Source organism: Beggiatoa alba B18LD (assembly GCF_000245015.1).
Classification (GTDB): domain Bacteria; phylum Pseudomonadota; class Gammaproteobacteria; order Beggiatoales; family Beggiatoaceae; genus Beggiatoa; species Beggiatoa alba.
On the sequence record NZ_JH600070.1, the window covers coordinates 2,460,038 to 2,483,156 of the forward strand.

Below are 23,119 nucleotides of genomic sequence, written 5' to 3' on the forward strand. Positions count from 1 at the left end.
TATCACTTTAGTGTCACTGATATGATGAAAAAATACGCTATTTATTTAATTTTATTATCAACGGTATTTATTCACATACAAGCTGGCTTTGCTGCACCGTTAGGCGGAGATTTTAAACTAACAAATATGGCAGGACAGACAATTGCATTGAGTGATTATCGCGGGCAGGTTGTAATTTTAAATTTTGGATTTTTGTCCTGCCCTGATGTGTGTCCAACGACATTAGCAGAGCTTAAGCAAGTTGTACACGCTTTATCCGTTGAACAACAGCAACGTTTGCAAGTCTTATTTATTACGGTCGACCCTGAGCGCGATACGGCAGAGCAGTTAAAAACCTATTTACAGCATTTTAACCCGCATTTTATGGGCTTACGTGGTTCAGTCGGTGAAGTTCGTCAAGTTTGCCAACAATATGGCACTGATTTCCGTCATGTTCCGCTAGCAGATAATGTAACTGAATATCGGGTTGAACATGCTAGCCAACTGTTTCTAATCAATCCTGAAGGGCAATTAGTGCGCTTAATTCCTTATGGCACACCGTCCGCCGTTATTGTGCAATATATACAAACTTTACTTGCACAGCCAAATCTACCTTAACTCTGCATTATTAAGATTCACATCCTAATAAAATCAATGCTGCTTGACAGGCTTCTACATAACTTTTGCTGTTGACGAGCACAGCTAACATTTTTTCAACAACGGGTTTTTGTATGTTACGGGTGATAAAAACGATTTTAGTCGCTTTAATCGCGTGAGGCGGCCATTGGGGTAAAGTGCTTGGCGGTTGAAAAATATGTTGTACGCCTTGAACGATAACAGGTAGGTCTGTTTCTTTCGTATAAACAATGCCTTTTACTCTTAATAAATCTTTTCCTCGTAACGCGGTCAATTGTTGAAACCAGCGATTTAGCACAACCCATGATAAAGGCTCATAATATTCAATGCAGTATGATTGGATATATTTATCATGACGAATGCTATCATGATGGTGAGCATGAGGGGATTCTATCGCTGTTGCTTGATGATAACTTTCTGCTTGCAACCATGTTTGTACATCCGTTGTTTTTGTTTGCGGGTCGTATAAACTGGCATGAAATAAACGGTGCACAATTAATTCATCTTCTGTGCTATCGACTTGTAACGCGGCGGGATTAATCCGTTGTAAGCGTTGTTTTAACTGGGCAACTTGTTCAGGGTTTGCTAATTCCTGCTTTGTGAATACTAAACGGTCAGCAACAGCTGCTTGCTTGGTGGTTTCATAATGGTCAGCTAATTGCTGTAAACCATAGATACAATCAATGGTAGTAATAACACTGTCTAAATAGACTAAATTTTTTAAAACAGCATCATTCATCACGGTATGAATAATCGGTGCTGGGTCTGCAAGTCCTGTTGTCTCAATGACTAAGCGGTTAAAATGAGGCACTTCCCCATGGGTGCGTTTTTGTATTAAGCCTTGTAATGTTTCGATTAAATCCCCGCGAATGGTGCAACACACACAACCGCCATCAATAACGACCACGTCTTCTGTCGCCGTTTGTACTAATAAATGATCGAGGCTTACTGTACCAAATTCATTAATCACAACCGCTGTATTTTTTAAATCAGGATGGCGTAGTAATTTATTTAATAAAGTAGTTTTACCACTGCCTAAAAAACCTGTGATGATGGCGGTGGGTAAGCGGTTTAAGGCAGTCTCTAATGGTAATTGTGGCATAGTATTGTATTGCCATCTCAATGAGTAATATTGTTGTTTATTATAACGAGTTTTAAAGAGGCTATTGAGAAAACACAGGGGGTTTTAATGTTCAAAGTGGGCAGTTTAATAATCGTAGCGTAAAGGAAAAATAATGCGGGTCAATATCTTATTACTGATAGGCTTCATTGTGCTGACAGGGTGCACAAATAATATTGCTTATGGAGATTGCGCTTATCGAGTACAAACCAGTGAATGTGTCAAAACCGCTAAGGGTCAACACGATGCGGATATTATTGCCACCACTTACGCCGCCGCTGATGATTTATTAGCACATAGTTCGGAAACTATTTCTAGCAATGCCTGTGTATTAGTAACCAGTGTCGCGGATATTAATGAGTTACAGGATAGTACGCCTTTAGGACGTTTGTTAGGTGAACAATTATCCGTGCGTTTAACGCAACGGGGCTATGTTGTGCGTGAAGTGAAATTGCAAAATCCCTTAAGTCTCATTGCACGTGAAGGTGAATTCGCACTTGCTCGGGAAGTGCAAACCATTTGTACCAATGGACAAGCCAATATCGTCGCGGGTACATATGCAGTAGGGGATAATGCGGTGTTTATTACTTTAAAATTATTGAGTATGAGTAATAATCGGATTTTAGCCGCTCATGCGTATAGTTTACCCTTAGGTGATAACACTACTTATTTATTACAAGAACCTAAAACTAGTTGGTGGTAAGCATCATCACGCGGATAAATAAAAGGGCTGCTCATCCGTTATAGATAATCAGCCCTAAAAATTTTCAATCACATTGAATTTTATTGACAACCAAAGGCATTTTGTACGCCTACGTTTTCAATTTTTATCTCGCCTGTTTCACTGATGGTAATTTTACGCCCATCTGTTGCCGTTTGACTGCTGGTCGTCACGGGCGATGTACAGGCAGGTGGGGGAATCGGCGTGGGTTGGCTTTCTTGCATGGAAACTCGCCATGCTTTTGTTTTTGCTGAATTCGTTAAAATAATATATCCCTCTTTATGCCATGTTGCAATTAATGGTTCTGTAATCGCCATATATTGCGCAGCAGTAATATTTAGATTGTTTGCAAAGAGAAAATCGACGCTGACCGCGCCACATTCTGGGCTGTAAATATTAGCGAGGATTTGTCCATCTGGAGAGGGGATAACGGTGTGAAATACTTGTACACCTTGTGCATCTGTGCCACAGGGTTGTTTATCTTTATCAGGGGTTTCAATAATGAGAATTTCGCGCCCATCTAGTAATAATTTATTGAATTGACGCCCCCCATTATCTAACAGGGATTCGACCACTAAATACCCTGCCTGCTTCATATAATACAGTTCTCCAGTGAGATTCTCACGGGCTTGTGGCGTAATTTCATGCTTATTGCTACCGTCTGCATTTTGAATATAAATTTTATGCAACACGTTACGTTTATTCTCGCCTTGCTGTTCATAAGTCTGATTAACCAGTGCAATATCTGAACTATCATCAGCCCACACAGCTTTATCAACACGTTCAACGGTATGCCATTCATCAGGTTTTACTTCTGTGCTTGTTGTGCTACAGCCATTTATCAGTAAAGCCGTTAATCCTATCCCAATCATTGAGATGTAATAGCGCATTACAAAGTCCTCTGGTTAAAAACGATAGTTTATTGACATCCAAAAGCAGTGCGTGTGCCAACTGCGCTGATATGAATGCCTGTTTCTATAAAACTGGCTTCTCGTCCATCTATGGCAATATGACTACTCGTCGTCACTGGGGTTAAACAGCGGGGGATATTCGTATTCACAACAGGTGTCTGTGGTAGCAATTGCCATGCAGTTTGGGTATTTGTATTGGCAATGATGAATGCACCATCTTTGCGCCATGTCACGCTATAAACACCTGTCGGCACTACTAGCGTTTGTTGATCTGCAAAACGGTCGCGTGTGCTGGTATAAAACAGGACACTGATTTGTTGGCAATGGCTGAGAGAGGCATAGGCGATATATTGACCGTCTGGCGATGGAATAACAGTCGGTTCTAACATGATTTCATGATTTGGGCAGGCATCTTTTGTCGTGGGATAGATTTCAACGAGTAACGCAGATTTACCTTGTTCTGTAATTCTATGAAACTGGCGTAGCCCATTGTCTAATATGGATTCAGCTAGGATATAACCTGCTCTTTTCATATAGTAAAGTTTGCCTAATTGATAAGGGCGAGCGACGGTAATAATCCGTCGATTTGAACCATCAGGATTGATAGTAGAAAGTTGGTGAGAAAAATTTTGTTTGTTGGTCGTCCCCATCAAGGGGTCTAGGCTTTGACGCTGTTCAAAACGCAACGTACCTATTAATAATTCAGAATCATCATCCGCCCAAACGATTTGAGTATCTTGGCTAACAGGTTGCCATGCATAACGGCTGCTTTGGCTACAAGCACTTAAGCATAACCCACACACACTGAGCATTATCAACTGTAAAAATGACCGCTTAAGATAATGTTGTATCAGGGGATTTTTTTGCACCGATTTTACTTTCTTGTCCATTGCATAATTTTTGAATATTAGCACGATGTCGCCAGATTAATAATGCACTGATTAATAATGTAATTCCCCAATAAGGGGCGGGAGCACCGCTAAGGTAAAGATAGAGGGGAGCGAGCAGACTGGCAGTCAGCGCGGAGAGTGAAGAGTAACGACTGATAAAAGCGACTATCAACCATGTAAGCAGTGTTGCAAGTCCTGCCCAGCCATTGAAAACAAGGATAACACCGAATGCTGTTGCAACCCCTTTTCCCCCCCGAAAATGCAGGAAAATGGGGAAAAGATGCCCCAAAAAGGCGGCAAATCCAACCAGTGCCGTACTCATCGCTCCTAGCCCCGCTAAATTTGCGAGAAGCACAGCAAGCACACCTTTCAGCACGTCGAGTAAAAGCGTAATAATCGCAGCTTTTTTACCGCCTAGCCGTAACACGTTGGTCGCGCCAGGGTTTCCAGAGCCTTGCGTGCGAGGGTCAGTAAATCCCATTACACGGCTTAGTATCACCGCTGCATTGAGAGAACCTAGTAGATAAGCAATCAGGATAAGAAAAATATCAGTCAACATATTAAAAGAGAGGTTCTAAAGGGTTACCACTTTGTCCTTGAGACGTATCTGTCGTTTCCTTATACGTCGGTGCGTATCGTGTTGGCACAGATTCGGAGGAAAACTCTTCCATTTTACCATTAGGATTATCGCCTGTTGCACGTAATCCTGTGTTAGGGTCAATGCGGACGGTAATTAAACCATCAGGTTTCGGCAAGGTTCGTTCTTTATATTGTTTTAATGCTTCTTCCATAAATTCCATCCACATCGGCAATGCTGCACGTCCGCCAGTTTCCTTACTACCTAAAGAGCGCGGTTGGTCAAATCCAACCCAAGTCGTTGTAGCGACATCAGGCGTATATCCTGAAAACCATGCATCGTTAGGACCATTTGTTGTACCTGTTTTACCTGCAATATCATTACGATTCAGCTTTAATGCGCGTTTTGCAGTACCGTATCGGACAACATCTTTTAACATAGAGGTCATAATCCACGCATTTTGTGGGCGCAACACTAATTCAGCAGACAATGGCGTTTTAGGCTGGTTTGTTGCTGTTGGGACTAATGCCGTTACAGTGGTTTCTGCGGGCAAGGCGGTGGGTAAATTTGTGAATACTTTTGTTGGTTCTATAGGTTTACTCATGTCGCAATCGTAGCAAACAGTTGCGGGATTAGCTTCAAATATAATATTGCCTGCACTATCTTCTATTCTTGCGATGAAATGCGGCTCTATTTTATATCCGCCATTGGCTAAAATGGCATAGCCTGTGACTAATTCAAGCGGGGTTACTTCGCCTGTTCCTAATGCAGTCGTGAGATTGTACGGAATGCGCTCTTTTTTAAAGCCAAATTTTGAAACGTAGTCAATAGCATAGCCAACGCCTATTTCTTCTAATAAGCGAATAGAAACCATATTACGAGAATGTGTTAATGCAGTGCGTAGGCTGGTAGGTCCATAGAATTTATGGCTATAGTTTTCAGGTCGCCATGTGGTTGTCCCTGTTTGATAGGTTTTAGGTGCATCATTAATGATACTGGCAGCAGAAAAACCTTTATCTAAAGCAGCAGAATAAATAAAGGGTTTAAAATTAGAACCAGGTTGACGTAATGCTTGTGTAACCCGATTAAATTTACTTTGATTAAAGTCAAACCCGCCCGCTAAGGCAATAATTGCGCCATTATTCGGCTTAATAGAAATTAATGCCCCTTCAATTTGTGGGACTGAGGATAAACGCCATTTAACCGAGGGGTCATTCAGTGTCGATAAATCATCACTGGTTGGTGCTTGAACCTCTTCATTACCATCTTCATCCATCGTTGTATTTTCAGGATTTACTAGCTGTTTAATCGGGCGCACCATAATCACATCGCCTTTATTAGCGATATCTTTAGGACTTTTAGGATTAGCACCGCGCCGATTATCATCTATATAACGCCCTGCCCATGCAAGGTTTTCCCATGCAATATCAAATTCCCCAATGCGATTATTGTAAATATGTAATGATTTTTCTTTAATCGCTAAAACAATGCTAGGAAACATCCCACCTTGAACAGCGTATTTACTCAATAAATTATTTAAATCTTCAGGGGTTGGATTAGTTGGCAAGTGTTCGCGCCCAATAGCCCCCCGATAACCATGGCGTTCATCATAATCAAACAATGCATTGCGCAATGCTGTTTGTGCTTTACTCTGTAAGTAAGAATTGATGGTTGTGATAACGCGATAACCTTTAGTATCGGCATCATCACCATATTTACTTTGTACAAAAGCCCTTGCCATTTCAGCAATATATGGGGCATCTGCTTCTAATGTTGTGGCATAAATTTTTGCCGTATTTGGGGCACTCATTGCTTCTTTATGCTGGTCTGCGGTGATGTAACTAAACTCTAACATGCGATTTATAATATAGTTACGCCGTTGCATGGCACGGTCTGGATTACTAATGGGATTATTTGCAGAAGGGGCTTTTGGGATTCCTGCTAACATGGCAAATTCTGCAACAGTTAAATCTTTCAGATTACGTCCATAATAAATTTGAGCCGCTGCCCCAGCCCCATAAGCACGGTTTCCCATAAAAATAACATTCAGATATAGCGTAAGAATCTCTTCTTTACTGAGTTCTCTTTCTATTTGTAACGCTAAAAAAATTTCTTTTAATTTGCGTGTCCAGCTTTTTTCTGGGGATAATAAAAAGTTACGTGCAACCTGCATCGTAATTGTACTTCCCCCTTGCGATTTTTCTCCCGTTTTAAGGTAAACCCAAGCCGCACGCAATAAGCCTTTAATATCAACGCCAGAATGTTCAAAATAACGAGAATCTTCCGCAGCCAACATAGCTTTTACCATCATCGGTGGTAAATTATCTTTACTGACTGGAATACGCCGTTGCTCACCAAATTCAGCAATCAGTTTGCCGTCGTTGGTATAAACTCTTAAAGGTATTTGCAATTGCACATCCTTTAAGTGTTCAGTAGCAGGGAGCGTATCAATAATATACCATTGCAAATAGATACCTATCCCAACTGCAATAGTAGCTAACAATAGTCCCACCACAAGCAGTGCACGAAAAATCTTATAAAAAAATTGACTGATAATCATAAATAAGCAGCGAAATGACATTTATAATTTTTATTATAAAGTGTTGTGAGTAAAGACTCTATTCAATACTTTTTAATAAGTATTGACCTATAGTTAGCTTTAGAGTTTAATGTATATTAACAACTATCCTGTATAACATATCTGTTTTAAAGGAAAATTCAGTGGGAATCTTTAGTTTAAAACCTGAGCCGCTGGTGGGCATAGATATAAGCTCTACAGCCGTTAAACTATTAGAACTCAGCCGAGCAGGTAATAACTACAAGGTTGAGAGCTACGCGATAGAACCTCTGCCAGAAAAAGCGGTTGAGGATAAAAACGTCGTTGAATTAGAAATTGTGGGCGAAGCCATTAACCGTGTTGTACGCCGTGCAAAACCGAAAGCCCAATTTTCTGCGGTTGCTGTTTCAGGTCCTGCTGTCATCACTAAACTTATCGAGATGGATAGAGGCATGTCTGATGATGAACGACGTGCGTTGATTGAAGCTGATGCTGAACAATACATTCCTTATCCGTTAAACGAGATTAGTTTCGACTTTGAAGTGATTGGTCCAAATGAGAAAGACCCTGACAATCGCGTCGATATTTTACTGGCTGCCTCACGGAGTGAAAACGTCGAAGTACGTGTTGCCAGTGCAGAATTAGGCGGGTTAAGGGTTCGTGTCGTGGACATAGAGAAGTATGCACTCGAAAATGCGTTTCGTCTATTAGCAGAAAGTGACCCTGAAATTAATCTAGATGAGACCATCGCGCTCATCGATGTTGGTGCAACGACAACAACAATTAACGTGCTTGGGGAAAGTCGCATTATTTATTCTCGTGAAGAACTCTTTGGTGGTAAACGACTTACCGAAAACATTCAGCATCGTTATGGGATTAGCTACGAAGAGGCAAATCTTGCTAAACGTAATGGCGGTTTACCAGATGACTATGAATTAGAAGTCCTAGAACCCTTTAAAGCGGAAATGGCGCAACAAATCAGTCGGATGGTACAGTATTACTATTCCTCAGATGTATCTCCCAAATATGGTCAACTTTCTCATATTTTAATTGCGGGCGGATGTGCATCTATCCCTAACATCGTTGAACACGTCAGTAATAAAGTGGGTGGACATGTCACAATTGCAAATCCTTTTGCCTCCATGTCGTTATCCGCTAAAGTCCCCAAAAAAGATTTAATGCGTGATGCACCAGCCTTGATGATTGCGTGTGGGCTTGCTTTACGCACATTTGATAAATTCAATTATTAATGACGTATTTCCTGAAGATGCAATCAGGACAGGCATGAGGCATTAACACGATGGCAAATATCAACCTTCTCCCTTGGCGTGAGACGCTAAAGCGTGAACGTGAAATCCGTTTTTTGATTATCACGGGTATCGCGCTCGCCATCGCAGGGATTATCGTATTGAGCGTGCACCTGTTTATGGAAGGTGAAATCGCTTACCAACAGAGTCGTAATGACTATATTCAGTCAGAAATCAATATTGTAAAGAAACAAATTGATGAAATTAAAGAACTGGAAATAAAGAAAGCAGCCTTAATTGAACGGATGAACGTGATTCAACAATTAGAAGCCAGTCGCCCATTGTCTGTACGCTTAATGGATGAAATGGTGTTACGTGTGCCCGAAGGGATTTATTTCACGACAATGACGCAAAAACAAGACATCATCACCATTGAAGGCGTTGCACAATCTGATGCACGGGTCTCTTCTCTGATGCGTCAATTAGATAGCTCTCCCTACTTAACAAATCCAACTGTTGAATTTATTGAGAATAAAGATGAAAGAACAGTGACTGGCATACAGCCTGATAAAGCACCAAAGACAACAGCAAAACGGACAGTCAGCACCTTTAAACTCAATTTAAAACAAGAAGTGCCTAAGGAAGAAGACCCGCTGGCGGGTTCGTCGGATAAACCTGCTGCTCCGTCTGCCCGATGAGGACTAAGCCATGAAATTTAGTGCTGATGATTTTCGTAATTTAGACGCTAAAAACGTGGGCAATTGGCCCATTCCTGTTAAAGGCGTTGCTATTCTATTTTTATGTGCTCTCGCCTTAGGGGCAGGTTACTACTTTGATACACAAGATCAAATTGCACGTTTAGAAGCGGTACAACGCCAAGAAGGTGAACTCATTAAAGAATTCACAGATAAACAATGGCAAGCGGCAACACTTCCCAAACTAAAAGAACAATTAGTCACCATTGAAAAATCGCTTGCAGACTTACAACGGCGTTTACCGAATCAAGCAGAAGTTGCTGGACTCATTCAAGATATTTCACAAGCAGCAATTGCAACAGGGTTAAAGTCAGAACTCTTTAAGCCAGGCACGCAATTACAAGAAAACAACTACTACATCTTGCCCATTAACTTACGCTTAAGCGGTGATTATCACTCATTCGGTAAGTTTATTAGCCAAGTTGCATCTATGCCCCGCATTGTGACACAACACGATATTGTCATTAAAAACCTATCGGCAAAAGGTCCATTAACCATGGAACTGGTAGCGAGGATTTACTTTTTTCCTGATCCAAACAGTGTAGAAGCTCCTGCTACTGGCGCGAAAGGAAAAGCCCCCGCAGTCCCTGCTAAAAAATAATGCATAACACAATGATAAATATAAAAAACAAGGTGGCTCAACTTGCTTACCAAGTTCTACCACACTTAATCTAACAGTGTGTAAGCAGAATAAAATAATGGATAGTCAATTCAAACGCTTATCCAGTTACGGAGAGTTAGACATGCGTTTATTAACTTACACAATAAGTTGTTTATTCATTGTACTCATGCTCTCAGCATGTAGTGACAGAGGAATGGCGGACTTAGAAACAGAAATAGGTCGTATTAAAGCGCGGGAAAATCCACAAGTTGACCCAATTCCCGAATTTAAATTAGTACCAAGCCACTTTTATGAAGTGGAAAGTAAACGTTCTCCCTTTGAACGATGGGCAGATAATGAGCAAGATGAGTCAAGCCACAATAATGCTGAAGCTGTAGCACCTGACTGCTACAAACCTGATCCCTTCCGTGTACGGGTTGGATTAGAGTCAGTTCCTTTGGATGCACTCAAATTGGTAGGTGTCCTAGAAGATGAAGCTGGGACAATATGGGGGTTAATCATGTCGCCTGATGGTCTAATCTCACGGGTACAAACGGGTGATTATATGGGGCAAGACAGCGGTGTTATCCTCAGTATCTCTGACAGAGAAATAGAGCTCTTAGAACTACATCCAGACCCTGTTCGTCCTGGATGTTGGAAAGAACAACAAACAAAACTGGCAATGCCAGAGGAACAATAAGTGAGGTTCTGCTCATGAATATGCGCACACTCTTTTTTACTCTCTTAAAGAAAAGGCTATGCCAACAGCCACGTTTAATCAGATGTTTTTTTATGATTATCTGTTTCAGCTATATGGCAACCGCCCATGCTACGGTTAACCAACTCAATAAAGTTGGTTTTTCCACCCTACCCGGCAACAGAGTACAGATTAATCTAGATTTTGCTGGCAATGCACAGACTCCCATTAGTTTTTCAACAGAAAATCCTGCCAGAATCGTCTTAGATTTCCCCAATACCGCTATGCGGGTAGATAATCGCTCACAAGTGATTGGAATTGGTGCTGTACAAGGTGCTAGCGTTGTAGAAACAAATGACAGAACACGGGTTGTATTAAACTTAGTACGCCTTGTTCCCTTTACTATTCAATCACAAGGTAACCGTGTCTATGTAGAAGTAGCCAACATAGGCAATCAAATAGCTCCCCCGAGTAACTCGCCCATTTTGGCAGTGAGCCAAAAAGCCGCTACATTATCAGCACAAGCAGCGACTCTCCCTAAAGGACCACGGATTGACAATATTGATTTCAAACGGACTCGCCAAGATTCTGCTCAAATTATTATTACGCTCTCAGACCCAGAGTCTATTGTGAATATCCAACGAGAGGTAAACGATATTATTGTTGATGTTGAAGATGTTGCCTTACAAGAAAACTTAGACCGTAAATTAGACGTGACTGATTTTGCAACCCCTGTGAGCTTTATTGATACAAAACAACAGGGAAATAATGTTCGTATGGTTATCACACCCAAAAATAACGAATTTGACCATCTCGCTTATCAATCTGATAACAAATACATTATTGAAGTTAAACCACTCACTCCCGAAGAAAAAGAAGACTTGAAGAAAACTGACCCTGTTTATGCAGGGCAACGGGTTTCATTTAATATCCAAAATATCCCTGTTAGCAGTGCTTTAATGCTTCTCACAGAACTCCCTGGTGTTAATTTAAACATTATCACCAGCCCCGCCGTTAGCCAACTTCCCCCAATTAGCTTGCGCCTAAAAAATGTACCTTGGGATCAAGCACTAGAAATTATTCTCCAATCACAAGGATTAGGTAAAAAACAAATTGGCAATGTGATGACCGTTGATTTAAAAGCTAATTTAGATGAACGGGAGCGTAAAGAGTTAGAAGCACAAAAAGCAATTAAAGAGTTAGAACCTGTTGTGACTCGACAATTTCAAATTAACTATGCAAAAGCCAGTGATTTAGTGACGTTGCTACGTGAACGTTCTGCGGAGAAAAGCCATTCCTTTCTATCTGATCGGGGAAGTGTCACCCAAGACGCACGCACGAATAAACTAATTATTCAAGATACCGCGACTAAATTAGACGAAATCGCTGCTTTAATTGCCGCGATTGATACACCCGTTCGTCAAGTTCTCATTGAAGGGCGTGTTGTCATTGCTGAGGAAAGCTTTGGCAAAAGTTTAGGGGTGAAATTTGGTTATGGTGCAGACCAAGACTTAGGCAGTGGTTATGGTGTTGTTGTTGGTGGAAAAACTACGGGCGATACAGAGTTTAGTTCTGGAACAGCGTTCCAAGTCGGCTCAGGAGAAGGTTTAATGGTTTCGTTGCCCGCAGTTGCGAGTGCAATCGGTGCGAGTGCAACGGCACAAACAGGAACAGTTGGACTTGCCATCGGTAAAATTGGTAGTTATTTACTGCAATTAGAGCTATCTGCGTTACAAGTAGAAGGGCGCGGAGAAGTCATTTCTAGTCCGCGTGTCATTACTTCTAATCAAAAAAAGGCAACTGTTTTGCAAGGGGTTGAATTCCCCGTTGCAGGGACAGCTGGGGTCGGCGCATCAGCAGCCCCAACCTTTAAAGAAGCGTTATTACAATTAGATGTGACTCCTCAAATTACGCCTGATGACCGCGTTATCATGGACTTAAATGTTAAAAAAGATGACCCCTCTACATCAGGTTCAATTGACCGCCGTGAAGTTGAAACACAAGTACTTGTTGATAATGGTGAAACGGTTGTTTTAGGGGGAGTTTACGAGCAAAAAACTGAAAACACGGTTGAACGTGTTCCATTTTTCAGTGACCTTCCTCTTGTGGGCAATCTCTTTAAAACACGCACGAGTACGGAAAATAAGTCAGAGTTACTGATTTTTGTAACACCTAGAATTGTGAAGGGGAATTCTTAATGAATAGTGGGTTAATCGCTTTGTAAAACGAATTTATCTACTCTTAGATGCAACTGATTGTGTCTAAGATTTAGGTATTTCAGAAAACAGATAGTCTGTGAATTTAAATTGAATAGAGGATGTATCTAAATGTTTATACGTGTTTTACTCAGATGGCTACTCTATGCCTTAGTACTGGGGTCACTCAGTGCTTGTGGTGGGGGCGGTGATGAGCCAAGCAATTTACTGGATGATAAAGGCACCGATGATGGTGGTGATACTGGTGGTGACACTACAGACCCGACCACAATTGGTGTTGCTGTTGCTGGAGAGACTATTGTTATTGCTGGTGATAATACAGCAACCATCACACTGACCAGTTTAGATGGAACAACAACGACCAATCCTGCTGTTGTTGCCAGTGTACCTATGCGTTTGACAGTAACAGGTTCTGCCCGTTTTAGTGATGGTTCTACAACAACACTAGATGTAACCACTAATAGTCAAGGGCAAACAACATTTAATGTTGTGGACAACACGGCTGAAACAGTCACAGTGAGTATTGCAGGAAGAGAAAACTATGAGGGTAGTTTTAGTTTTCAAATCTATTTTGGTGCGAGTGTCGTCGCGAGTGTTAGTCCAATCTATCCAACAGTCATTTCAGCGGGTGGCTCTGATAGTGCTACGTTAACCGTTCAAGCACGCAATGCTGCAGGTGTACCTATCGCTGGGCAAGATGTTCAACTCTCTTTTGCACAAGGCTCATTTGCAACAGCGGCAGAAGCCAGTGGTTCAACCAATGCTCAAGGGCAATTTACGACCACAATTACGAATACAATTGCACAAGATACATCTGTTACCCCCATTGTTGGTGGATACACAGTAAAACCTGCATTATCTATGCGTTTTGGTGCATCAGCAGTTTATACAAATCCCTCTAGTATTCGCCTACTTGTTAGTGCCAACAATGTCCCAGCTAATGGAACAGATGCCGCCCGTGTGCTCGTTGTAGCACAAGATGATGCAGGTGTACCTGTTCCCAATGTCCCTGTTACGGTTGCCATTGATTCTGGAACAGCACAACTCAGCGTAAACAACAGTAATTACCAACCCATTTACATCAATGGAAATACGGGCTCTTCAGGTAATTTCACGGTTTACATTAAAAACACAGTAGAAGAAACAATCAATTTAACAGCATCAGCACGTATTACTACTTCAGATCAAACAACAGAAGTCATCAGTGGTGATATTCAAGTAACCTTTAAGAATCCGACAACCACAACTGGTGCTCAAATTGCCTCGGTTGTGCTGGACTCTCCTGTATCCACGCCATCACCTGCAACTGCTAATGGGACAGATACCATCAATATTATTGGGCGTGTTTTAGATGATGCGGGTAAACCTGTTGCTAGTACAGCAGTTAGCTTCTTAACGAGCAATGGCTTATCTATTCCGAATGCAACCACAGACAGCGCAGGCTTTTTCCGTATTTCACTTACCAGTACAACGGTAGAAAGCTACACATTGCGTGCAGTTGTTGCGGGTATCTCTAGTAGTACAGTTACGATTACGTTTAATTCTCGTACTTCTTCCAATCCAGACACAGCCCCAACTCCTCCCTCAAGTGTTACCCTAATTGCCAGCCCAAGCACATTAATTGCGGACGGGACAGCCCAGACAACACTAACAGCTATTGTGCGTGATTCTGCAAATACCCCTATGTCGGGCATTCAAGTCAGTATTGCTGCTTCTGGGTCTAATGCAAGCACCGCTTTATTTGATGAAGGTGTTTTAGAAACAGGCTCATCAGGAACGGCTGTCTTTAAACTGAGCAATACCATTGCAGGCAGTACAACAATCACCGTTACCGCTGTTGCATTGACAAGCGCAGGCGTGCCCAGTGGTGCAACAGTCACTGATAGTGAAATAGTGATATTTACAAACCCCGCTACTCAAGTCGCACAATTAGATGTCAGTTGTACCCCTGTTGGAACAAGTACAGGTACAACAGTCACTTGTGGCACAGGCTTAAAAGCGAATGGTACTGATCAAGCAACCATTAATGTTATTGCACGTGATTCAACGGGTAAGCCTGTTGAAAATGCACCAATTATTATTTTAGGAACAGGGGGAGCTTCCGTTGCTAATCCTGCATCAGGAAAAACTAACAGCAATGGTTATTTCTCTTCTAGCGTAACCTCTACCGATGTCGGTCCTGCAGACTTCACCGTTACGGTTGATGGTGTTTCTACAGGGGGTTCTTCTAGCCTTGCGAAAAACGTCAGAATTAATTTTGAAGCAACTTCTGGTTCAGCCCCAGCAACGATTGATGTGGAAGCCTTAAATTCGCCACAACCTGCGGATGGTGCTTCTAAAATTACAATTGTTGTCACACCACGAGATTCAACAAATACACCCATCACAGGTACATCTGTAGAAGTTTTTGTGGACTCTCTCAATACAACACTGACATCTGCAAGCGGCACAACAAATTCTTTAGGAGAATTCCGCACAACAGTGACCAGCACAGTCGCAGAATCTAATATTGCTGTGGTTGCAGTGGCTGGTGGTGTCCGTTCTGATGCGATAGGTACACCGATTACCATTACATTCACCAGTGGTACAACGTTACCTCCTGAACAAACTCCTGATAGCTTAGTCCTGACGGTTTCACAACCGAGTGCGGATACAGGAAGCAACATAAACATTACTGTTTTAGCAAGAAAAAATAATGTGCCTTTAGGCGATGTTCCGCTTGTCTTGACCGCAACAGGCAATGTAGCTGGCTCTACTGTATTTGATAATTTCTCTGGAAAAACAGCGACAAATACAGGGGCATTTACAACCACTGTGACCAGCAGTCAAGCAGGGACAGTAACGATTCAAGCAAGACTAAATGCAGAAAATGTCACGTTGACCAGTAACTCTGTTGAATTGACCTTCAAACCTGCTTCAGGCTCGACCGCCGATGTCGCAAGTTTAGAGTTATTAACAGCAAGTCCTACCCTAGGGTCTGAGGGCAATCCTGATGGCGTGGTTATAACTGCGATTGTGAAGGATTCAAACAATAATTTGGTGAGTGACGTTACGGTTAATTTCTCATCCGTTTGCGGTATTCCTTCAGACTTATTATCCATTGTGCCCGCAGGCTTTACTCAGCAAAATTGTGAAAGCATTAATACCACGACGGGACAAGCTAATACTGGGGCTGCAGGGGAATTACAAGCGATTGCAATTAGTGGAGATACAAGCTCTGACCCAGGGATTACCAACAGTTCAGGACGCGCACAAGCCCGTTTAACAACACAAAGTAATGTTGATAATCGTTATATTACGGTTGTTGCAACTATCAACAGAGCGGATGGAACTTCTCTTAAGAAAGCCGTTCCTGTTCAAGTCGTTGGCACAACCCTGAACATTACAGGAGAGTCTGCACTCATTACAGGTAGCACAAGCACTTATTCTGTTTCTGTACGCAACTCTGCGGGAACAGCATTATCTGGGCAAGTGCTTTCTGTCAGTTCAACATTAGGGAATACCTTAAGCTTTACCACAACACAAGGTACTGTACGGACAGGCACAACCATAGAAGTCATCACAAATTCTAATGGACGTGCTGATATTTCTTTAGCGGCAGGTTTAGCAGGGGCAGAAATTTTAACTGTCACTAAACCAGGCGCGTCAGGCATTACAACCGTTACAAAAACGATTCAAATTTCTGGCGATATTATCCAAATCGTCCCTGTAACAGGTACAAATACGCTTTGCACAAGCTTAGATAGTTGTGTCATTCCTTTGAATACTAACCAACAATTTAGTGTTGTTTGGAATCGACAAGGCGTACCAACAGCGGGTGAAGTTACTGTTAATACTAGCCGTGGTGCAGTATCACCCGCAACGCTGACCGTTGATGGGACATCAACTTGTAAGACAACACCGTTTATAAGCAATTGTTTTACCTTGTCTGCTAATAATGTAGGCAGTGCCATTGTAAAAGTTACTGGTGTAAGCAGTACGACTTCTTTAGAGTTTACAGTAAACTTCCGTGCGGTTACTGCTGACCGTATTGATTTACAAACAAATAACTCTGTTTTAGCTGCAAATACCTCTGGAAACGAAACCTCTCAAGCAGAACTCACTGCAACCGTCAGAGATACCAATGACAACCTTGTAGAAGGGGCGGTTGTCAACTTCGTATTAGCCGATGTAACTGGGGGACGTTTAACCAAATCATCCGCAGTAACCGATGCATTTGGTAAAGCAACAGTGACTTATATCGCAGGAAGTTCTCAAAGTGCGCAAAATGGCGTTGTTGTCACCGCTAATCTAATTAGCCCTGATACCACACCCAATGCAACCAATATTCAACGGACTGATACTGTTAATCTGACTATTTCTCAAGGCGCGCTTTTCGTCTCCTTAGGAACAGGTAACGTAATGACTAAATCTACTGATGGTCTGCGTTATATTGTGCCCTTTACTGCCTTAGTGACTGATGCTAATGGCGCACCTGTCAATGGTGCAAGCGTGACAATTAGCATCTATCCGAAACAATATTCAGGTCAGAAGTTAGAAGTCATTAGCGGAACAACCTTCATCACAGCCACTTATACTTGTAATAATGAAGACGTAAATCGCAATGGTTTATTAGACAGTGCGGAAGACAGTCGCTTTATTGGGAGTAGTTCAGATATTACAAAAAATGGTCGTTTAGACCCTGGTGGCGTTATCACGGTTGATAAAGCGACAGCAATATCAGGGCCTACCTCAACCAGTGACGATACCCCCTCTGGATATGTCGACTTTAATGTTATCTATCCTATTCAATATGCAACTTATTTATCGGGTATTGAGTTAACCGCAAGAGCAACAGTATCAGGTAGCGAAGGCTCTGCAACCATCATTATTTCCGCGCCTTGCTTAAAAGACGATGCTGATAATGATATTTGCCCTGTACAACCTCCATTCCTCTATATTTCTAATCCAGCTCCCTCAATTGATGCAGTCAATGCAGCCATTGCGGCAAATAACAGTGCTTTCTTTGTCAACAACAGCGTTGGTAGTAACTGCGTGGCAGATGATACGCCTGTAACAGGTGTCACCTTAGCGGATAACAATATTCCTGAACGTTTACAGTTAGTGATTACACCGCCTGCAACCACTTCTGTGAATCAAACCACACCTATTAATCAAGGAACGTTAGACGCAATAAACCTCGCTCGGGTTGATGTCATTGCACAAAAACGTGATACAACAACAGGACAATTCGTTGGTTTAAGTGGTATTCCCATTCGCTTCACATTGGAGAGTGTAACACCTGACAATATTATGAATTCGGTGACATTCTCTAGTGCAACAGGTACAACACTCACTAACGGATCATTCTCAACAGAGATTCAGTCAGTATGTCCTGGAACGGTCAAAGTGGTTGCCTACGTTAATGCCAATAACAGCCAGTTAGGCAGTAATGCAACAACCCTTTATGACAAGGATACTAATCCAAATCCGACACCGATACCTGTAGAGGTTATCTTCTCATTAGATTCATTAGGCGATAATCCAGCAACACCAACGGTTGAAACGCAATTCGCCTATCCTAAACCCTTAGGTTGTCCCTAGCCTTTAAGCTAAACACCTAAACTAACCAAATACCCCCTGTCTCAAAAACAGGGGGTATTTTTTTGCCTGTTATAGTAAACGCACTATAAAACGATGCGAAGGACTGGCAGTCCTGTGAGGACTGCCAGTCCTAAATTTAAATCACTTTATGATACGTTTACTATAACCTGAGTTCGGCGAGTTTCTTTTAAAAAGACAACAGTTTGTCTGAATCAGGATTTTCAGGATTAAAAAGACAAGAAAATTAAAAGAATAAAAAATTATGTTTTTAATTGTTTTTAATTGTTTTTAATTCTGCTAATTCTGCTAATTCTGTGAATTCTGTGAATTCTGATTCAGACAGTGTTTAATTCTGCTATAGCAAACGTATTATAAAACGACATGGAGGACTGGCAGTCCTCACAGGACTGCCAGTCCTAGATTTAAATCACTTTATGGTACGATTACTATAATTCTGTGAATTCTGATTCAGACAAAAAAAGACCTGCTAGATTTTCAAAACCTAGCAGGTCTCTGTTTTATTTTATAAAACTCGCAAAACTGGGGTTAAGCAGCTAAAGCCTCTGCTAAATCCAATTGTGCAGTTTTATTCGCTTTCACCGCAAAGCGTTCTTGTAAAACAGCCAATAAATTTGGCGTGAGATAAGCGGGTAAACTTGGCCCTAAATGAATGTTTTTCACATTTAACGCAAGCAATGACAAAAAGACAGCCGTCGCTTTTTGTTCAAACCATGAAACCATTAACGACAAGGGTAAATCATTAACGCCACAATTAAATGCCCCTGCTAACGCTTTCGCAATTTCAATGGCGACATACGCATCATTGCATTGTCCAATGTCTAATAAACGCGGTAATCCACCAATTGTGCCAAAGTCTTGCTTATTAAAGCGATATTTACCACAGCCTAACGTCATAATCACGGTATTTTCTGGGGTTTGCTCTGCCAATTCAGTGTAATAATTCCGCCCAGGGACTGCACCATCACAACCCCCGATTAAGAAAAAGTGTTTAATTGCGCCTTGTTTAACCGCATTTACAACCGTTTCAGCAGCACCCAATAAGGTATGACGACCAAAACCAACCGTAATCGTTTTTTCTGCTTCGGTTTCTTTAAACCCTGCTAATGCAGCAGCGGCTTGAATCGCAGGCGCAAAATTACCATCTTGAATGTGACGAACACCTGACCAGCCGACAGGCCCAGCGGTAAAAATCCGTTGCCGATAGCTGACTTGTGGCTCAACTAAACAGTTGGAAGTCACAATAATCGCACCGGGAAAATCAGCAAATTCCTGCTGTTGATTTTGCCATGCACCGCCGTAATTACCGACTAAATGTGGATAAGCTTTTAACTTGCCATAAGCATGAGCGGGTAACATTTCGCCGTGAGTATAAACATTAATATTTTTCCCGCTGGTTTGTTCTAAAATTTGATGTAAATCGTGTAAATCGTGCCCACTGACTAGAATCGCTTTACCAGCAACAGGCGTAATACGAACTTGCGTCACGGTTTGCGCCCCAAAGCTGTCTGTATTGGCTTTTTCTAACAATGCCATGACTTGTAGATTCAACTCACCGACGGCTAACGCTTGTTGTAATAATTCCTCAATGTCGGTAGGGCTGGTTGCAAGATAATCCAGCAACCGTGCCATTTCTAAATTGATTTTGTCATCTTTAAACCCTAAAACCCACGCATGATAAGCATAAGCAGCAACGCCTTTTAAACCGTATAAAATTAAAACACGTAAACCAATGACATCCGCGCCGACGGTTTCTTCACCCGCTTTGACAGAAGCGATGCTGGCTTGTTGCAGGAGTTCAGCAGGCGAATTTGCAGGAATAAAAGACGCTGCGGGGTTTAACGGGGCATGATTGGGTTCTAACGCCTCATATTCAGCTTTTAAACGGTCACGCAATGTTGTTGCTTCTTTAATCATTACATTGAAGCGTGTCGCGTTAAAATTGACATTGGTTAGTGTGGTAAACAGTCCATAAAGGGTAAATTCAGCAGCTTGATTATCAACGCCTTTTAATTTAGCGAGTCGATAGTGATATTGGGCAACACCTTGTAAGAGATAAACAAGGATATCTTGTAAATCGGAAGTGATTTCGTTTTTACCACAAGTCCCTTGTTGGCTGGCACAGCCTGCAATTGCATCATTTCGTTTAGTTTGTTCGCATTGATAACAAAACATGTTTTTCCCCTTTCACGTTAGTCGGTTAGTTTAATCAGTGTGACTATTATTCAAGAGAAAAAATGACATTGCCTTGATTTCGATCAAGCCATTATGAAAAGGATACGTTATGCAAGATAAGCTGTTACTGTTGAAACAGGCTACTTTATTTCATGAGTTAGCCGATGCCGAATTAATGCCCATAGCTCAAGCCAGTCACTTACAACATTATGCGGCACACACTTTATTATTTACGGCGGGAGAACCTGCAACCCATTGTTATTTATTAATACATGGCTTAGTCCGTTTATACCGATTAACACCAGACGGAAAAGAAAAAGTTATCGAGTTGATACGAGCAGGCGATACTTTTGCGGAGGCTGTCGTTTTTTTAAAAAAACCTTATCCTGTTTATGCACAAGCGTTAGAAACGATTGATGTATTAGCCATTCCTAGTCAAATTCTATTGCAAGAAATCCAAAGTAAACCTGCTCTATCACTCAAACTATTAGCCAATTTAAGTCGACGCTTACATCAATTTTTAAATGATATTCATGCCTTAAGTTTGGAAAATGCACAACAACGAGTTGCAGGGTTTTTATTAGCCATGCCAGAACAAGAATTAGCAACATTATCAATTCCTAAGGCGACGATTGCATCGCGTTTAGGTTTAACGCCTGAAACTTTTTCGCGCGTGTTAGGAAAGCTAAAGGAACAAGGGGTTATCAGTGAAACAAATGGCGGTTTATACGTATTAGACGTACAAGGCTTGCGCCAAGTTTTAAACGGAACGCATTGAATAAATGGGCTGATAAAGAGAATACCGACATTTTGATAAGAAATGGTTACACTATGAAACATGAAAAACAGTTGTAGCAACTATTTAAGCCATTTTCTTTAAAAAACACTTTAACTAAGAGGTTTTAACAATGCGTCGTTATAGAAAAAGTGCGTATTGGCTAGTGATTCTCAGTAGCTGGCTATGGGCGCAAGTGGCAACTGCCGCACTGGTTTTAGTTGATGGCGGTAATCAAACCATTCCAGCTGGTTCACCTTCTGAAGTCATTGTTTTCCGTGCCTTAGATACCGCAGGCAACCCGCTTAGTGGTGCGGTGGTCAATTTCACCTTGATAGATGCCTCATGTAATCAAATGAATAGCAATCTACAAGTTTTCACCGCTTTAACCGATGCACAAGGACAAGCCATTACAGCCTTGCGGGCAAATAATACCGCTGGTCGTTACACATTAACCGCCACAATGGCAGATGACCCAAGCCAAATCGCAGGTACAGGCATTACCGTCAGTGGTATCGATACCGTTTTCGCCATTGATGGTGTTTGTCAAACGGTTGGTTCTGGTCAAAATTCCAACCCTATCGTTTTCCGTGTTGTCAATGCAAACAACCAACTTGCCAGCAATGTCACGGTTAATTTTACCCTCGTAAATTCCGTCGGGATTACCATCAGTAACGGCGTTACAGTCAGCTCCGCAATCAGTGATGCACAAGGTTTAGTTCGCACACAAGCGATTGCTAATCAAAAACTAGGCACTTACTACATTGTTGCAAGCCTTGCCAATAATCCCAGTAAAACAGGCAGTGCAGGGGTTAAATTTTTAGCGGGTGAACCTGCCTTAATTTCGTCCTTAACCTCCGACTTTCGCCTACCAGCAGGACAAAGTTCAGGCAATGTCGTTTTTAAATTGACTGATGCCTATGGCAATGCCGTGACAAATCGCAACTTAAACTTTTCCGTACAAACCCCAACAGGTCAGCTCATCACAACCAACGTATCACCCGCTAATGCCGTGACAAACGAAAACGGTGAGGCAAGAACCCGCTTTACTGCACCAGAAACACAAGGGGCTTACCGCTTAATTGCAACATTAGCAAATTCAACAATTAGCGGTAGCGTTATGGTCAATGTCGTTTCCCCATTATTAGCCTTACCCAGCTTAGGTTTTTCTACAACCCTAAAAGCGGATGGAACATTATTAAGTACAAGCGCGACATTTAGCGGAGGCATTGCCGTGAATGGCGGTGCTTACACACAACAAGTTGAACAAGTTTTAAGTGATACCGTTGTGATTGAAGGCTCTATTCTTGTTCAAGAGGAACATATTGGCGCGACAGCCGATATTGTTGTTGTAGCCGCTTATACTCCATTACCCATAGAAAGCAGTGCGACGTATTTCTTTATGTTAAAAACGGGAGGGGCGATTGTGAGCTGGAGTTTAAGCCCTGCAACCTTAGAACCGTTTATCAATGATGTCAGTTTAGCCTCAGCACAAGAAGTGAAAATGTACACAGGCGCATTTGTTGGGACGGGGTTATTACAAGTCTTTTTTGGCTACCGCTTAACCGATGGCACAGTGGTTTTTAATGGTGAAATGCCCATACGGATTTTAATTAATCCTTAATAACCATTTGTTAAAAAAAGACCTGCTAGGTTTTTAA

16 protein-coding genes are annotated in these 23,119 nt (G+C 41.8%); 10 read left to right on the forward strand and 6 right to left on the reverse strand.

Features of this window, described 5'->3' with window-relative positions; genetic code table 11:
* Window positions 1-21: 21 nt before the first annotated feature.
* Window positions 22-597: an SCO family protein gene (locus tag BEGALDRAFT_RS10135; protein ID WP_081484167.1), complete on the forward strand. Its 576-nt coding sequence runs from the start codon at window positions 22-24 to the stop codon at window positions 595-597.
* 10 nt (window positions 598-607) lie between these two features.
* Here BEGALDRAFT_RS10135 and BEGALDRAFT_RS10140 read toward each other — a convergent pair whose 3' ends face one another.
* Window positions 608-1,717: a CobW family GTP-binding protein gene (locus BEGALDRAFT_RS10140; protein WP_002686174.1), complete on the reverse strand. Its 1,110-nt coding sequence runs from the start codon at window positions 1,715-1,717 to the stop codon at window positions 608-610.
* A gap of 133 nt (window positions 1,718-1,850) precedes the next feature.
* On the opposite strand from BEGALDRAFT_RS10140, the gene BEGALDRAFT_RS18240 reads away from it, so the two are divergent.
* A complete protein-coding gene (locus BEGALDRAFT_RS18240; RefSeq protein WP_002686175.1) occupies window positions 1,851-2,438 on the forward strand; it encodes a FlgO family outer membrane protein in 588 nt (195 codons plus the stop codon).
* Between the two features lie 80 nt (window positions 2,439-2,518).
* On the opposite strand, the gene BEGALDRAFT_RS10150 is transcribed toward BEGALDRAFT_RS18240, so the two are convergent.
* The 4 genes from BEGALDRAFT_RS10150 to BEGALDRAFT_RS10165 are packed head-to-tail and all read right to left on the reverse strand — an operon-like array spanning window position 2,519 to window position 7,346.
* On the reverse strand, window positions 2,519-3,346 hold the full coding sequence (locus tag BEGALDRAFT_RS10150; RefSeq protein WP_002686176.1) for a hypothetical protein: 828 nt from the start codon (window positions 3,344-3,346) through the stop codon (window positions 2,519-2,521).
* A gap of 29 nt (window positions 3,347-3,375) precedes the next feature.
* On the reverse strand, window positions 3,376-4,236 hold the full coding sequence (locus BEGALDRAFT_RS10155; protein WP_198284634.1) for a hypothetical protein: 861 nt from the start codon (window positions 4,234-4,236) through the stop codon (window positions 3,376-3,378).
* Window positions 4,202-4,816 carry a glycerol-3-phosphate 1-O-acyltransferase PlsY gene (gene plsY / locus BEGALDRAFT_RS10160; protein WP_002686177.1) on the reverse strand — a complete coding sequence of 205 codons (615 nt, stop codon included), beginning with the start codon at window positions 4,814-4,816 and terminating at the stop codon, window positions 4,202-4,204. The genes BEGALDRAFT_RS10155 and plsY overlap by 35 nt, the downstream gene beginning before the upstream one ends.
* 1 nt (window position 4,817) lies before the next feature.
* Complete coding sequence (locus tag BEGALDRAFT_RS10165; protein WP_408610372.1) at window positions 4,818-7,346, reverse strand: penicillin-binding protein 1A; 2,529 nt, start codon at window positions 7,344-7,346, stop codon at window positions 4,818-4,820.
* A 209-nt stretch (window positions 7,347-7,555) separates the two neighbouring features.
* On the opposite strand from BEGALDRAFT_RS10165, the gene BEGALDRAFT_RS10170 reads away from it, so the two are divergent.
* The 6 genes from BEGALDRAFT_RS10170 (at window position 7,556) to BEGALDRAFT_RS10195 (ending at window position 18,490) form a co-directional block, all read left to right on the forward strand.
* Window positions 7,556-8,641, forward strand: coding sequence for a pilus assembly protein PilM (locus BEGALDRAFT_RS10170; protein ID WP_002686179.1), 1,086 nt, complete (start codon window positions 7,556-7,558; stop codon window positions 8,639-8,641).
* Between the two features lie 50 nt (window positions 8,642-8,691).
* Window positions 8,692-9,336 carry a PilN domain-containing protein gene (locus tag BEGALDRAFT_RS10175; RefSeq protein ID WP_002686180.1) on the forward strand — a complete coding sequence of 215 codons (645 nt, stop codon included), beginning with the start codon at window positions 8,692-8,694 and terminating at the stop codon, window positions 9,334-9,336.
* Window positions 9,337-9,346: 10 nt separating this feature from the next.
* Entirely contained in the window at window positions 9,347-9,994 is a 648-nt protein-coding gene (locus tag BEGALDRAFT_RS10180; protein WP_002686181.1) for a type IV pilus inner membrane component PilO, read from the forward strand.
* A gap of 97 nt (window positions 9,995-10,091) precedes the next feature.
* Window positions 10,092-10,694, forward strand: a complete 603-nt coding sequence (locus BEGALDRAFT_RS10185; protein WP_002686182.1) for a pilus assembly protein PilP — start codon at window positions 10,092-10,094, stop codon at window positions 10,692-10,694.
* A gap of 92 nt (window positions 10,695-10,786) precedes the next feature.
* A complete protein-coding gene (gene pilQ / locus BEGALDRAFT_RS10190) occupies window positions 10,787-12,889 on the forward strand; it encodes a type IV pilus secretin family protein (RefSeq protein ID WP_050978431.1) in 2,103 nt (700 codons plus the stop codon).
* Between the two features lie 129 nt (window positions 12,890-13,018).
* The gene (locus BEGALDRAFT_RS10195) at window positions 13,019-18,490 is read left to right on the forward strand and encodes a beta strand repeat-containing protein (protein ID WP_002686184.1); all 5,472 of its coding nucleotides are present in this window, start codon (window positions 13,019-13,021) and stop codon (window positions 18,488-18,490) included.
* A 546-nt stretch (window positions 18,491-19,036) separates the two neighbouring features.
* Here the strand turns inward: BEGALDRAFT_RS10195 and hcp are convergent.
* The gene (gene hcp / locus BEGALDRAFT_RS10200; protein ID WP_002686185.1) at window positions 19,037-20,683 is read right to left on the reverse strand and encodes a hydroxylamine reductase; all 1,647 of its coding nucleotides are present in this window, start codon (window positions 20,681-20,683) and stop codon (window positions 19,037-19,039) included.
* A gap of 109 nt (window positions 20,684-20,792) precedes the next feature.
* Here hcp and BEGALDRAFT_RS10205 point away from each other — a divergent pair, with 109 nt between their 5' ends.
* Window positions 20,793-21,461, forward strand: a complete 669-nt coding sequence (locus BEGALDRAFT_RS10205) for a Crp/Fnr family transcriptional regulator (protein ID WP_002686186.1) — start codon at window positions 20,793-20,795, stop codon at window positions 21,459-21,461.
* A gap of 130 nt (window positions 21,462-21,591) precedes the next feature.
* Window positions 21,592-23,082, forward strand: coding sequence for an Ig-like domain-containing protein (locus BEGALDRAFT_RS10210; protein WP_002686187.1), 1,491 nt, complete (start codon window positions 21,592-21,594; stop codon window positions 23,080-23,082).
* The last annotated feature ends 37 nt before the right edge of the window (window positions 23,083-23,119 follow it).

What these genes read in the sequence shown, in the direction of transcription:
- BEGALDRAFT_RS10205 (WP_002686186.1), top strand. Translation starts at nt 20,793, where the DNA reads ATGCAAGATAAGCTGTTACTGTTGAAACAGGCTACTTTATTTCATGAG.
- BEGALDRAFT_RS10140 (WP_002686174.1), bottom strand. Translation starts at nt 1,717, where the DNA reads ATGCCACAATTACCATTAGAGACTGCCTTAAACCGCTTACCCACCGCC.
- BEGALDRAFT_RS10210 (WP_002686187.1), top strand. Translation starts at nt 21,592, where the DNA reads ATGCGTCGTTATAGAAAAAGTGCGTATTGGCTAGTGATTCTCAGTAGC.
- BEGALDRAFT_RS10175 (WP_002686180.1), top strand. Translation starts at nt 8,692, where the DNA reads ATGGCAAATATCAACCTTCTCCCTTGGCGTGAGACGCTAAAGCGTGAA.
- plsY (WP_002686177.1), bottom strand. Translation starts at nt 4,816, where the DNA reads ATGTTGACTGATATTTTTCTTATCCTGATTGCTTATCTACTAGGTTCT.
- BEGALDRAFT_RS18240 (WP_002686175.1), top strand. Translation starts at nt 1,851, where the DNA reads ATGCGGGTCAATATCTTATTACTGATAGGCTTCATTGTGCTGACAGGG.
- BEGALDRAFT_RS10135 (WP_081484167.1), top strand. Translation starts at nt 22, where the DNA reads ATGATGAAAAAATACGCTATTTATTTAATTTTATTATCAACGGTATTT.
- hcp (WP_002686185.1), bottom strand. Translation starts at nt 20,683, where the DNA reads ATGTTTTGTTATCAATGCGAACAAACTAAACGAAATGATGCAATTGCA.
- BEGALDRAFT_RS10180 (WP_002686181.1), top strand. Translation starts at nt 9,347, where the DNA reads ATGAAATTTAGTGCTGATGATTTTCGTAATTTAGACGCTAAAAACGTG.
- pilQ (WP_050978431.1), top strand. Translation starts at nt 10,787, where the DNA reads ATGATTATCTGTTTCAGCTATATGGCAACCGCCCATGCTACGGTTAAC.
- BEGALDRAFT_RS10150 (WP_002686176.1), bottom strand. Translation starts at nt 3,346, where the DNA reads ATGCGCTATTACATCTCAATGATTGGGATAGGATTAACGGCTTTACTG.
- BEGALDRAFT_RS10185 (WP_002686182.1), top strand. Translation starts at nt 10,092, where the DNA reads ATGGATAGTCAATTCAAACGCTTATCCAGTTACGGAGAGTTAGACATG.
- BEGALDRAFT_RS10195 (WP_002686184.1), top strand. Translation starts at nt 13,019, where the DNA reads ATGTTTATACGTGTTTTACTCAGATGGCTACTCTATGCCTTAGTACTG.